Here is a 13293-nt window from a genome sequence, read left to right as displayed (position 1 = left end):
ACAGTAAGCAGTATTAGTGCAATGAGAAATGTGAGTCGAAAAAATGATGCAATGTCATACCGTGGCTTGACCACGATATCCAGAAAAATCTTAATAAAAAAACTGGATTCCCGCTTTCGCGGGAATGACATCAAAAATTCTAGCCACTCAACAACGCCAATACCTTGCGGGAATGACATCAAAAATAATCCACGTAACACGGTCTTCTGATAATAACGATTTTTCAAATTAATAAAACATCTATGCATAAATAAGTTATAGTAATTTTGCTTCTGTGTAAAATATAGGTAACCATTTTTCAGGATCGTCACCGTGCTTTTCCCTAACTTGATCAAGTAGTAATACAGTCTCGACTCTGCCTGATAAGACATTAATTATATTAGTCATACCGTCTAAACTAACTTTAGCGACTACGGCGTCTACTCCTTGTTTTATTAAAAAATAACGTGTTGTCGGATCGGTAGTTTTAATTAAAGTATATTCACGCTGACTAAGCATAAAAGCCGTGCGATAAATATCGGTTGCTTTAAGGTTAGGCAGAAAAATCTGTGTAGCCGTTTGTTGTATCAACGTGTCGCTAATCCTACTTTTTGCCGCATCTTCAACGCTTTGAGTAGCGAAAATTACAAAAGTATTTAATTTACGTAAAACTTTTAGCCAGTCTTTAATTTTAGGAGCAAATACCGGATTATCAATTAAAGCCCAAGCTTCATCGAGTACAAGCATTGTCCTTTGCCCGTCTAAAGAAATATTAATTCGGTGGAAGATATATAATAATACGGGCGATAAGCTAATCGGGTCTTTTAGTAATTCGGTCATATCAAAACCGAATACTCTAGCTTTTTGCAAGTCAATACTATCTTCTTCATTATCAAATATTTTTGCATGAGAGCCTTTACCGACCCACATAGCAATTCGACTTGCTAAACTATCGGGGGTATCAATTCCTAAAAACGCTACGACGTTACTAAGCCTTCTATCTTTTTTCTCAAGCCGAAAGCTACCGCTTACTAGTTGAGATAACACTTTGTTATCTTGAGCCGTTAAGCTTTCTCCGCTAGAAGTTACTAGAACTCTTAGCCATTCTAAAATAAATGTCCTATTTTCGCTAGTATCGTCTAATTGTAAAGGGTTAAAGTTACATTTTATCCCCGGATCGATCGTAGTATAAACGCCGTTTAGTGCACGAATAAATATCTCGGCTCCTCGATCTTTATCAAAAAAGAACATTCGAGGTTTAAATTTTTGTGCTTCGGCACATAGAAAATTCATTAAGACCGTTTTACCGGCACCTGTAGGTCCGATAATTAAAGTATGTCCGACATCTCTTACATGGAAATTAAAATAAAAAGGCGTACCCGAAGTAGTATCAAGCACCGTTACGTATTCTCCCCAATGGTTATCTTTAATTTTACCTAAAGGGTAATTATGTTGGGAAGCAAAACTAGACATATTTAAAGTATTTATAGTAGATTTGCGGACTATATAATCTATATTTCCCGGCAATTGCCCCCAATAACTAGGTTCCATATTAATTTTTTCCCTAACCGGCTGAATACCGGAATTAGAAAGTTCGACTGAAGCCATTGACAATATGTCTTCCAAAGCTTTAGGGTTATTTGCGGAACATAGAAGTGACAAATGATGTTCACCGAATCCGATATCGCCGCTGGTTGCCATATCAAGTGCTTGCGAGATTTCGGCAACTTGCGACACTGCTTTATCACCGGATTGAATCATTCGATTTTGCTGTAGTTGCATTTTGCCTATTGCTACCGTTCTGTTGGCAAAAACAAAACTTTGAGTCATGACAAACTCAAAAGGCATTTGCAAAAAGCCGTCAAAAATTCCTGCTGACGTGGAAGGACCGTATTCAAGAACGCTTAGTATACCGGCGTATTTTTTGCCGATAGGGCTTCTTGATTCAATAATTCTAGAGCCAAAAAATAATCTATGAGTGGGAATATATTGATCGATAGGGCCTCTCGGTAAAGCGACGGGACCGGGAGAATCACCGCAATTTATAAGAGAAGAAAGAAATTCTAAAATTTCACAATAAGAACCTTTATCGGTTTCACGTGTGCCGAGCAATGTTGCTCCGTAGCTTCTAAAAGTATTAACTATTCTGGTAGACATTTCTTGGAGATTTTCTTTCATCTCTTTCATATCATTTTCCCAGGCGGTTTTATTAGATTTTTGTCGTAGTTTCTTAATAAAATACTCAACAATAGCAGCACCTCCGGTATCGGGTCTGTATAAAACGCTAATATAGAGTTCATTAAAAAATGACCTAGCACCGGCGTGTTTTTTCCGCCATTCTGCACCTAAATAAGTTATAAAATCATTCGGTACTTTTACTGTCGGGTCGTAGGTAAATTCAGTATCGTCAAATATCACGGCCTTACGCCTTCTGATAGTATGAAAATACATTATGATATTACCGGATGACATATTTTTTAATAAAGCATTTCGAATATTTTTTTTAATATCCAGATCTTCATCGTCAGCCGTTTCAAAGGAAAAACCGTTTATTTTTACGACTTGTAACAGTTCATTATTCTTAGTAAGGATAGTATTACTATCCCAGTGGCATTTATAGGGGATAAAATGGGAAGCTGACCTTTCTTGTCGAGCCTTTGATTCTTTGGCAGCTTTGGTTTTAAATAACTTCATTACTTAACCTGAATATTTTTTGACTGTACTATTATCAGTGAGGCGTGAATTATTCAAACTCCTCGGTGTCATTCCCGCTGCCTTCTATGTCATTCCCTCACAGCCGGGACGTTGTTGCATGGCTCTATAAAAGCAGTAATATGTCATTCCCGCGTAGGCGGGAATCCAGAGAATATTTAAGCGAATTATATAGTAAATTTTTATATAATTTTGCTTATTTTAAGTGCTTTTTCTGGATTCCCGCCTACGCGGGAATGACATACGGCACTTTTTTAGAGCCATGCCACGGTACCAAGGGGCACCTCGCCATGACGATTCCGGTAATCCACGAAACAATGCTAATACTCAAGTACTATATGAGTTTGCTCCATAATAAAATTTATTAGGACATTGGCTAGTTCTTGACAGCTTATTTAAATATAATTCTATAAATCTCGGTTCTTTAAAACATATAATATAACCGATTAAATGCAAGGCTCCGGCAACAAATAAAACAGCAATGCCGTTATTCCAAATAAATAACGTCATAGACGTTATCATATTTAAGGCAGCAAATTTTATGCTTACCCCGAATATCATCGCCGGTCTAGTTAACCCTACAAATAAAGGATCAGATGATAAATTGCCAGCCATAAATTACCTTTCTTATTTAAAACTATTATTTATATTTTGTAAACATAGTAAGTAGCACTGAATTTGGAGCGGTATCACTTACAAAATGCACACAGCCGATATTATTTTCAATTGCATTAACTGCAATTTCGATTAATTCCGCTTTTATAAAATTATTATTATCGTTTAACATTGCTTTAAATACATTAACATCCTGTGCTTTTATATCAGGTGCAAGAGATTTTGATGGCTCATACGGCAATATTAAATGATCTGCACCCAAAGCAGCAGAAATTACTGCGGTTGTAAGGTCGGCATTTAATAAATGTGTGTTTTCTTGTTCATCATTGGCGATAGGCGATATAACCGGTATAATATTATTATCTTCAAAATTTAATAAAATTTCAGGATTAATCATTATAGGCTCACTTATAAAACCAATATCTATAACATCCTGATTTGTAGTTCTTCTATGCGATAATTTAGATTTCTTTGCTTGAAGTAAGTTAGTATCCTTACCGGAAATACCGATAGCATAGCATCCCACGCTACAAAGCTTTGACACAATAAGTTTATTAACGTAACCGGATAAGATCATTTCCATAATAATAGGATTATTATGAGCTATTGCGCCGATTCTATCATTAAGATTGTCCTCGGCTAGCGTTTTTAACGGTGAATTTTCTAAATCGATATGATCATGTACTATAGATATTTTAGCACCGCACATCTCAAGTAGTTGAATAGATTCAGCAAAAGCCGTTAATAATTCATTATTATTAATAATTGTTGCTGATAATTTTACTACTATAACCTGATCTTTTATCTCATTACTACGTCTTATTATGTCTTTGATTGTGATAATATCTTTTAAAGAAGGAATATTTTCAGTTTCCTTTTTTTTACGATTTGATGCATTTTGCCAAACTAGCTTTAAGTTCTCTTGCACCTTCTTTACTCCTGCTGCTTACATACATTACATTACATGAGTAGTTTAAAGTTGCAAGAAAATTCTGTATTTCGGTAAAAAGCTTTTCGGGATGAGTTACTTTGTCCGACTTAGTAAAAATAATTTGAAAATCCCTATTATAAGAAAGTAATAATTCTGCAACTTTCTTATCATGCTCCTTTATTCCTCTTCTTGAGTCGATTAGCAAATTCACTAATTTAAGATTGAGGCTATTTTGCAGATAGTGAGCAATTAACATCTCCCATTGATTTTTAATAGAGAGGGGAACATTTGCAAAGCCATAGCCCGGAAGATCGACTATAATAAGCTTTTCTGCTAGATTGAAGAAATTAATTTGTTGGGTACGTCCGGGAGTGTTGGAAACTTTAGCAAGATTTTTGTTATTACATAAAGTATTAATTAAACTTGATTTACCGACATTTGATTTACCGACAAAAGCAATTTCAGGGAGGGAAAAATTAGGTATCTGACTTGGACGCATTGCACCGGCAATAAATTGTGCCTGCTGACGAAAAAGTTTAGTAACTTTATCAGGACTCATAATAATATAGGGGCTTTTTTATAGTTCAATTAGTTTTAAGGGTGGTTGTTGTGATTATTTCCGATGTCATTTCTAGCTACGGCAGGCATTGTTGTGTGAATACCCCAAACGTCATGGCGAGCGACTAAAGGTGTTATTGCCTGGTTCGAATTTTCGATGTCATTCCTGCGAAAGCGGGAATCCAGAGAATATTTAAGCAAATTATATAGTAAATTTTTATATAATTTTGCCTATTTTAAGTGTTTTTTCTGGATTCCCGCTTTCGCGGGAATGACATATAGCACTTTTTTAGAGCCATGCAACAACACATTGACACGCATGTGCCTAGATATTTTCGTCTCTTACCACCAATACTGAAATACCCGAATGGCGAACGATTTTAGAAGCGTTAGGACCAAGCATATAATCCCTTAATTGCGGTCTTACTGCCGAAATAATTATTAAATCCGCTTCTACTTTGTTAGAATATTGAATTATTTCATCATAAACTGCTCCACGCCCGATATAATAATCTGCTTCAATTTCATCCGGTACATATTGTTTTATTAACTCTTTTACCTGTTCACGATGTTTTTCCTTCTGCTCTTTAACCCAATTTTTCGGCAAATAATCTTCGACCATTTTCATACCGAAGTCAGAAATTACATATATAAAATGTAATTTAGCTTGAAAGGTAGTAACAAAAGTTAGAGCTTTGGGTAATATTGCTTTTATAGATTTTTTATCTGCCAAATCTATCGGTATAATAATATTTTTATACATAATATTCTTTTATAATTTTATTGTCTATTTCGAACTGCTTCGTGCTTCGGTAAAACAAAGTTATTAATATCTGCAAAATACTTAATATCTAAATCTTGTAACAAATAATTTGAATGTTTAAAGCTTGCAACATTCCGATGAAATGCTCCGATAAATTTATCTAATAATTCAAAATCCAAATCTTCCCTTGTAACCAAAATTGCCGGCACGATAACCGTAGTTTGATTTTCGGTAATTCCCGGATATAACCCTTCATGGAGTATTCCTTTACGGAAAGCTCTATTGCTTTTTATTAACTCAGTTATTTTAGCATTTTCAATAGAGACAAAATCAACTTCACAGCTATTAGCAATAAGACTTATTAAAGGATTAGGATGCCCAACCATCATCATTATAACGTCAATTTCTCGATTGCAGAATTTTTTAATAGAATCTTCGTAATTAATATCAACATCTATCGGCTCTTTAGTGAAATCATATAATTTACGCACGGCATCATAAGTAATATTACTACTAGAAAACACCGGTCCGTTAGATATTTTTTTTCCTTCAATATCGGCAAAAACTTTTATTTTATCGTCGTCTTTAGCAATAACGGTAAAAAATTCATCATATAAATTTAATACTTGTCGTAAATTTTGCATTTTTTCTTGATTTTGATAATAGCCTATGCCTTCAAAGGCTTCCACTGCGATGTTTGACTGTACTAAAGCTAAATCTACTTTGCCTTCTTTCAATAATTTTAAATTTTCAACGCCGCCATTTGTCGGGACTACTTCACATTTAATATTTTTATTGGCAATTTTAACAGTTTTGCATAAATCAAGACCGATCGCATAATAACCTTTTAAAATAGAACCGGTAGCAACTTTAATGGTTTGTTGGGCAGTTTTTGGTTCAGCTAAAACCTTGTTATAAACAAAAAATATACCAATAACGATCAAAAACACTAACCTTATATTCATAATATTGTATACTCCTGTGAAATGAAGAGTTGAAATACGCAGTTCAACGATAATTTAAGCTAAATATTTTTCCTTATCTAAGGTACCTTCACTATTATCAATAATCAAGGTAATTGTTGCATCTCCCGTAATATTAATTGTCGTACGTAACATATCTAATATTCTATCGATACCGGCAATAATAGCTACCCCTTCTATCGGCAAGTGAACCGATGAAAGTACCATCGGCAACATTATTAAAGAAGCCCCGGGAATACCGGCACCACCGATGGAGCCAAGCGTAGAAGTTAAAATAATAACTAAATAATCGTGGGGAGCCAGTGTTATTCCCATCATTTGTGCAAAAAATATAGTAGTAAGGGATAAGTTTATGGCAAAACCGTCCATATTGATTGATGCCCCGAGAGGCAATACAAACGAAGTGCTAGCTTCGGAAATGCCTAATCGTTCACGGCAAACCTGCATAGTCGTTGCCAATGTCGCTTTACTGCTTGAGGTAGAAAATGCTAAAATTTGATATTCAAAACTTTTCTTATAAAACGGCACCGGTGATACTTGGCAAAATAAATAAATAAGTAAGCCAAAAATCAAATATTGAAATATCATTGCAACCACCACCGCCATAACTAGCTTCGACAAACTAATCATGACTTCTATACCTTGCGTACCGACTATCCAAGCGGTTAAAGCAAAAGCTCCGTACGGCGATAATTGAATAACGAATGAGATCATCTTTAAAATCATTTTTGACATTAAATGAATCAAATCCGTAACCGGTTCTGCAGTAGTTCCCATTTTATTTAAAGTAATGCCGGTAAATATTGCAAAAAATACAATTTGTAAGACATCATCGTTGGCAAAAGCACCTATTGCATTATCCGGCACAATGCGTATGAAAAAATCAAATATATTAAAAGTAGCTGCAGTCGAAACAGTATGAGTAGCACCGAAATCCATATGGATTCCGTGACCGGGTTTTAATATAAGGGCTACCGCAAGACCAAAAACCGTAGCAAAAAAAGTTGTTCCCAAAAAAGCTAGTACTGCTTTCATTCCTACCCTGCCAAGAGCGGAAGAATCTTTCATACTAGTAATACCGGAAACCAAGCTAAAGAAAATTAAAGGTGCAATGATCATTTTAATCAAACGCAGAAAAATATCGCCTATCGGCTTAACATACGAAATATAGCTAGATAAATAAATACCGAATATAACCCCTAAGATCAACCCTAAGGTAACTTTTTTCCATAATTTCATTATTATACTTATTAAGTTTTAAATCTTTATTGTGTTGATGTCATCCCTGTGAAAGCTAAGCATTGTTGCGTGGCTCCCGAAATCGTCATGGCGAGGCGTCTCTAGCATTGTTGCATGGCTCGAAAAAAGTGCTGTATGTCATTCCCGCGAAGGCGGGAATCCAGAGAATATTTAAGCGAATTATACAGTAAATTTTTATATAATTTTAATTATTTTAAGTGTTTTTTCTGGATTCCCGCCTTCGCGGGAATGACATCGGAGCAGGAGTGTTTTACCGTCCACGCAACAACATCGGCTCACAAAGACAACGCTACTTTTTTCTGACCGCCTACACCCCGCTTCCTGCTAAACCGAGCCAATTTAAATATGCTGTTAAACCATCATCAATGTCAATTTTTATTATTTGCGGCACTTCATAATTATGAATTTTTACGATTATCTCTTCAATTTCCTTGTAATTATCTGATTTAGCTTTGATTATAGCCCTATATTCTTTTTCAGAGATTAACTTACCTTCCCATTTAAAATAGCTTTCAATATCTTCAATCTGTATACAAGAAGCTAAGCTCATGTCAAGTAAAGTATTAATTATTTTATCTAGTATTTTTCTACTATTAGTTGTAGTAAGGATTACGCAATATTGCTTCATAAGCTATACCTCAACGAAACAATTAGGCGTTTCAAATAACTTAAGGCTGATAATAAAAAAACTTTGACTGACAAAAAGCTTAGGGAAAATATCGTTTTTTAAATGAAGTGCAATATTTTCGGCCGTGGGGTTATTCTGCATATAATATATCTTTTGACCGGTCCAACTAGCTATTTTTTCTCCTATTTCTTTATCATCTTGATGCAAGATAAGGCTATGATCAAAGTTATCGTCAATCCATTTTTTGGCAAAAAACTTAATTTCGCCGAAATCAACTATCATTCCTAATTTGTTAGTATTTTTAGCGGCAGCGGTTACCTCAAGAATATAACGATGACCGTGCAGAAATTGACATTTATTTTGATGCCCGATAATTCTATGTCCTGCATCAAATTCAATCCGGCGGGTACATTTTATCATTGCTTACATTCTGCCTTTAGAGTTATGCCGCAAATATAAAGAAAGACCTACCATAAAATAATATACGAATTCCTGCAAGTTAATTAAGTGAATATTCAAATTAAATCCCCCTGCCATTTTTGTTATTATTCATAACAGCGGGTTTGGGTTGCTTATTATTTTTAGGCGTTTCCTTACCTTCTTGCAACTTAACTTTTTTGTCTCTTATAAATTCCGGATTATTTAAAACCACTCCTGCAAAATCAATTTTACTTACATCTCCTACAATTTTTATTTTGTCTAAAACAATACGGTTATCCGGATGTTTAGCATTATATTTTTTAATTGCTGGGGTAAGTGTTGTTAGAGTTGCAGCATCAATAGTCGCCCCTGCAAAATTCACTTGTTCGTTAAAACTAGTTCCTTTAAAGGAACACTCTTCTAATACAGCTCCTTTAAAAGAACATTCTTTAAATTTAGTATTATCAAAATTAAATCCTTTAACTTTAAAATTATCAAATTTTAATGCCGATTTTTCAAAAGATAACCCTTCAAGATTTTTATCTCTTAACGAATAAGAAAACATCGCCGAATATTCTTTTTCTGTTAATTGTTTATCTCTTTCATGAAATACTAATGCTAAATTAATTTTTTCATCAGATAATGTTAATTGTGTTTCTAAAAGCTCAACTATAGTTTTATTCATTTCCGACCCGATTACCTTATTCCGTATTTTATTTGGAACAAAGCTTTCTTGAAATTTGTATGCACTTAAATTAATAACACTTTTTGTTATTATTCCGAGTACTTTTTTATCTGCTAATAATTCAAATACAGGTTTCACCATTGTGCCGTATTGACCTTTACTATATGAGCTTGCAATTTTTCCCAAAGCAGGTGCATGTTCTCCTAACACCTGAATAACTTTCTCACCTTGGATTTTTGCTTTCTTCCCCATTTCAGTTTTATTTAAAAACTCTTCAACTACCGGTCCAAGAGTATCTGCATGCTTTACTAATAATTCTGGAATTTCTTTTTCTATAATATTTTCTATTTCGGGATTAGCTTTTTTGAAACTAATTAAAGACTTAACTACTATTTCTACTTTTTCTGACTGATTATCGGGATGTACATTCATCACTTCTTGAATTTGTGAAAATAGTTCGGTTAATTTTTCTTTATTCTCACCTTCTAAAGAATTTTTAGTAAGTTTAGTTACCAAAGGCAAAATTTCTTCCATAAACGGTAATATTGCTTTTGTAGAATTTTTAGCAAATTCCGGCGTTATGTTATACAATCTTATACGATCTTGAACTTGCGGTTTATCTAAAAATTTCAAAATATCATTGGTATTATTTTTAAAATACTCTGTTAAATTATTCTCTAAAATAGGTGCTATATTATTAACAAGTATTTCAGTGTTCTTTAAAATATTTTTTGTCGATTCTTTTTGCTCATCTACTAATTTATTTTTTTCTTCTACCGATAAATTATTATTAGTTAAAAGTTCTTCACTATTACTTTGATATTTTGTGAATTCTTGATAGTTTTCAATAATTTGCGGCGTGCTAGCAAGCATTGCAGCACTTACATCGACAGCTAAATTTACGGTATTGGCAAATAGTTTTTTAGGAACTTCCCGAGCTAAACTATTATCCATAGCATTTTGAGCAATTTTGACAAATTCTCCTTGGTTTTTAGTATCTTTTAAAAATGGTATAAGATCATTGTTAATAGTATTTTGCACATTATCGGTGCTTAATATTTCAAATGCACTGCCAATGATATTTTGCGTTGAATTTTCCGACGATAGCACTAAATTTTTATAAATATCCTGTACTTTTTGATTTGAATCGCCTTCTAAAACACTTGCTACTAAATTTATTGATACGGGTAGTAAATCTCTAATAAAATGAGGGCTGACTCTATCAAACATATTAGGAATTACAACACCTGCCGCCTGTGCTTCCGGAGTATACAGCTCAGTTAGTAGAGGAGTTAGGACGGCATTTAACACCGGAATAATTGCCGCTTGTGCTACGTTATCTTTTAGAAAATCAGAGCTTGCCGGATTATTTAAAATAGATTGATAACTTTTTAAAACCGGTTGTGCTCCTTTTATTAAATTAGCTGCATATTCTGTTTGTTGTTTTTGTAAATTTTTACGCTCTTCTACTAATAATTTATCGCTAAGTAATTTATTACTTACTTCCTGAAATTTTATAAAATTATCATATAATTCTTTAAATCCTTGAACATTTCGTATAGTCGGCGGCAACAAGCTAACCGCATCTATTGCCCCTTTTAAAAATCTTTGTGCTGTGCTTTGAACAGTTTTCTTATTTTCTACTTCTAATTTTTCTTGCTTATTTTTAAGCTCTAACGGCGAAATTTGCTGCCCGTCTTGAACAAAATTACCTTTAATATTTGTAATATCGGTATGAGCAATATTAGTATCATTATCTATAGTAGCTTCATTTATATTAGCCCCTTCTAGATTAACGTCATATAAATTTACACCGTCTAATATTGCTTTCCCTGCTTGTATTTGTGCTAAAATTGCTTTTTGCAAATTTGATCGAGTAATATCGGCTTCCGTAAAATTCACGGCAGTAAAATCTGCACCTTCTGCTTGTACTCGCCTCATTAAAGCTTTAGTAAAATCCGCATTTTGTGCCTCAATTTTTTCAAGGTTACTATAACTTAAATTAACGTCTTGAGCCTTAGCTTCTTTTAAAATAGCTCCTCGGAAATTAGCGAATTTTGCCGTAGCGTCGGTTAATATTGCACCACGTAAATTGGCTTCTTGACCTTGCACTAAATCTAAATTAGCTTTAGCAAAATTTACTCCTTCCGCATTAATCCTTTTTAAAATAGCACTCTGTAAATTCGCACCTTCAAGTGTTACTAGCTTATCTAACTCAGCTTCCGTTAAATTTATGCCTTTAGCTTCTATATTTTTTAAAATAGTATCATGAAACTCTGCTTTGCTTGCCGCCACTTTATTCATTAAAGAATCTGATAAATCGCATTCTATAACTTTGCAACCTGTTAAAATCGCATTGTCAAGTATTGCATGCTGCATTTTTACTTTTTGTAAATCCGCAGAGATCAAGGAAATACCCTCTAAGTTAGCGTAATTAAATGTAGAGTCCACAAGTTTTGACTCGTCCCATTTGCCGTCTTTTATATTTGCATAATCAAAATTTGAATTTTTTACTACTACTTCTTTACCGTCGGAACGAGACATAAAAGCATGGGTAAACTCACTATCATTAACAACGGCATTTTTTATATTAGTATTAAAGAAATTGGCGTTATCAGCGTTAACATTCGTAAAGCTTGCATTTTGAAGTTCAACGCTTTCAAAATTTGCTTTACTTATATTTGTATTCTCAAATTTACAATTAGTTAAAATTGAACCGGCAAAAATTGCCCCGCTCAAATCAGCACCGGTAAAATCTAAACCGGATAAATCAACTCTACCGTGCCACTCATTATTAGTAAGCATATCAATTTTACTTGATAAATCAGCAACTACTCTTACATTTTGATTAAGCGGCATAGTTAATTTACTTTTAGCAAAATCGTTTAAACTAAGCTTTTCATTAGTTTTTCTTGCACTTAGATAACTTATAACATCTTCTCGTGTTAAAGATACGAGCTTTATTTCTTGCTCTCTTTCTTCTTTACTAGAGCCTCTTATATAAGCAGGATCAAATACTGAGTGTTCACTACTAAAAATATTTTGAAAACTTGCATGCATTACCAAATCTTTTGGCGGAAAAATATTTTTATGTAGCATTAATTTAAGTTCTGCATCTAACTTATCGTATTTTTCATTACCGGTATTTCTTCCGACAGCATACCAAGCAGTTTGCTGCACAGTCAGAGTTTTATAAATTTCATTTAATTCTTGTTTTCTTTCTTCTATTGTTTTCTCGTGTTCCTTTCTTTTAAAATGTTCAGCCTTAACATCGGCATATATCCTTCCTAAAGATGAGGTAGTACTATATTTTATACCTTCAAGTTCTTGCCCTTTCCCTAAAGATGAATAATTTTTATAATTTTCGGAAAATTTGCAATTTTCAAGAGTGGCACCTCTAAAATCTATATTTCGTAAAATAGTATCTTCAAAATAAGCGTTATCAAAATCAACGTCACAAAACAAAGTATTCGATAAATCACATCCTTTAAAACTAGTATTTTTTAAGATAACACCGCTAAAATCTCCGCCGGCAAGATCGATAATTTTATCAGTACCTTCCTTGCTAAAATCTCTATTTGATAAATCTGCAACTGCTATTACGTTTTTATCTTTAAAATATTTATCTTTTAAATATTGGTTTAAAGTTAGATTAGCTTGTGGGTTAAGCCTTTGAACGATAATATACTCTTCTATCTCTTTGGATGTGGGACTAATTTTTTCTATTGCTACGTTTAAATCTATTTTTTCTTTAGACAT

At 33.6% G+C, this 13293-nt stretch carries 11 protein-coding genes; 1 reads left to right on the top strand and 10 read right to left on the bottom strand.

Annotated features, from left to right (window positions below; all coding sequences use genetic code 11):
- Positions 1 to 255 precede the first annotated feature (255 nt).
- Positions 256 to 2673 carry a VirB4 family type IV secretion/conjugal transfer ATPase gene (locus AAGD48_RS07650; RefSeq protein ID WP_341789618.1) on the bottom strand — a complete coding sequence of 806 codons (2418 nt, stop codon included), beginning with the start codon at positions 2671 to 2673 and terminating at the stop codon, positions 256 to 258.
- A gap of 254 nt (positions 2674 to 2927) precedes the next feature.
- Here AAGD48_RS07650 and AAGD48_RS07645 point away from each other — a divergent pair, with 254 nt between their 5' ends.
- A complete protein-coding gene (locus AAGD48_RS07645; RefSeq protein WP_341789617.1) occupies positions 2928 to 3059 on the top strand; it encodes a hypothetical protein in 132 nt (43 codons plus the stop codon).
- Here the strand turns inward: AAGD48_RS07645 and AAGD48_RS07640 are convergent.
- From AAGD48_RS07640 to AAGD48_RS07600, 9 genes are all read right to left on the bottom strand, one after another.
- A complete protein-coding gene (locus AAGD48_RS07640) occupies positions 3019 to 3306 on the bottom strand; it encodes a type IV secretion system protein VirB3 (protein ID WP_341789616.1) in 288 nt (95 codons plus the stop codon). The genes AAGD48_RS07645 and AAGD48_RS07640 overlap by 41 nt on opposite strands.
- Positions 3307 to 3331: 25 nt before the next feature.
- Complete coding sequence (locus tag AAGD48_RS07635; protein WP_341789615.1) at positions 3332 to 4234, bottom strand: acetylglutamate kinase; 903 nt, start codon at positions 4232 to 4234, stop codon at positions 3332 to 3334.
- Positions 4188 to 4796 carry a ribosome biogenesis GTP-binding protein YihA/YsxC gene (gene yihA, locus AAGD48_RS07630; RefSeq protein ID WP_341789614.1) on the bottom strand — a complete coding sequence of 203 codons (609 nt, stop codon included), beginning with the start codon at positions 4794 to 4796 and terminating at the stop codon, positions 4188 to 4190. Before yihA ends, AAGD48_RS07635 begins: the two co-directional genes overlap by 47 nt.
- A gap of 324 nt (positions 4797 to 5120) precedes the next feature.
- A complete protein-coding gene (locus AAGD48_RS07625) occupies positions 5121 to 5558 on the bottom strand; it encodes a universal stress protein (protein ID WP_341789613.1) in 438 nt (145 codons plus the stop codon).
- Positions 5559 to 5575: 17 nt separating this feature from the next.
- Entirely contained in the window at positions 5576 to 6523 is a 948-nt protein-coding gene (locus AAGD48_RS07620; protein WP_341789612.1) for a TAXI family TRAP transporter solute-binding subunit, read from the bottom strand.
- 54 nt (positions 6524 to 6577) lie between these two features.
- Complete coding sequence (locus AAGD48_RS07615) at positions 6578 to 7780, bottom strand: dicarboxylate/amino acid:cation symporter (protein ID WP_341789611.1); 1203 nt, start codon at positions 7778 to 7780, stop codon at positions 6578 to 6580.
- A gap of 328 nt (positions 7781 to 8108) precedes the next feature.
- Positions 8109 to 8429 (bottom strand): divalent-cation tolerance protein CutA, encoded by a 321-nt coding sequence (cutA, locus tag AAGD48_RS07610; RefSeq protein ID WP_341789610.1) that lies wholly within the window; start codon positions 8427 to 8429, stop codon positions 8109 to 8111.
- 3 nt (positions 8430 to 8432) lie between these two features.
- Positions 8433 to 8849: a 6-pyruvoyl tetrahydropterin synthase family protein gene (locus tag AAGD48_RS07605; protein WP_341789609.1), complete on the bottom strand. Its 417-nt coding sequence runs from the start codon at positions 8847 to 8849 to the stop codon at positions 8433 to 8435.
- Between the two features lie 100 nt (positions 8850 to 8949).
- Positions 8950 to 13293 carry a pentapeptide repeat-containing protein gene (locus AAGD48_RS07600; protein ID WP_341789608.1) on the bottom strand — a complete coding sequence of 1448 codons (4344 nt, stop codon included), beginning with the start codon at positions 13291 to 13293 and terminating at the stop codon, positions 8950 to 8952.

The sequence above is a fragment of the Rickettsia endosymbiont of Polydrusus tereticollis genome (genome assembly GCF_964026385.1).
Classification (GTDB): domain Bacteria; phylum Pseudomonadota; class Alphaproteobacteria; order Rickettsiales; family Rickettsiaceae; genus Rickettsia.
This window is presented reverse-complemented; position numbering and strand designations above follow the sequence as displayed.

What these genes read in the sequence shown, in the direction of transcription:
- AAGD48_RS07650 (WP_341789618.1), bottom strand. Translation starts at nt 2,673, where the DNA reads ATGAAGTTATTTAAAACCAAAGCTGCCAAAGAATCAAAGGCTCGACAA.
- AAGD48_RS07645 (WP_341789617.1), top strand. Translation starts at nt 2,928, where the DNA reads ATGACATACGGCACTTTTTTAGAGCCATGCCACGGTACCAAGGGGCAC.
- AAGD48_RS07640 (WP_341789616.1), bottom strand. Translation starts at nt 3,306, where the DNA reads ATGGCTGGCAATTTATCATCTGATCCTTTATTTGTAGGGTTAACTAGA.
- yihA (WP_341789614.1), bottom strand. Translation starts at nt 4,796, where the DNA reads ATGAGTCCTGATAAAGTTACTAAACTTTTTCGTCAGCAGGCACAATTT.
- AAGD48_RS07625 (WP_341789613.1), bottom strand. Translation starts at nt 5,558, where the DNA reads ATGTATAAAAATATTATTATACCGATAGATTTGGCAGATAAAAAATCT.
- AAGD48_RS07620 (WP_341789612.1), bottom strand. Translation starts at nt 6,523, where the DNA reads ATGAATATAAGGTTAGTGTTTTTGATCGTTATTGGTATATTTTTTGTT.
- AAGD48_RS07615 (WP_341789611.1), bottom strand. Translation starts at nt 7,780, where the DNA reads ATGAAATTATGGAAAAAAGTTACCTTAGGGTTGATCTTAGGGGTTATA.
- cutA (WP_341789610.1), bottom strand. Translation starts at nt 8,429, where the DNA reads ATGAAGCAATATTGCGTAATCCTTACTACAACTAATAGTAGAAAAATA.
- AAGD48_RS07605 (WP_341789609.1), bottom strand. Translation starts at nt 8,849, where the DNA reads ATGATAAAATGTACCCGCCGGATTGAATTTGATGCAGGACATAGAATT.
- AAGD48_RS07600 (WP_341789608.1), bottom strand. Translation starts at nt 13,293, where the DNA reads ATGTCTAAAGAAAAAATAGATTTAAACGTAGCAATAGAAAAAATTAGT.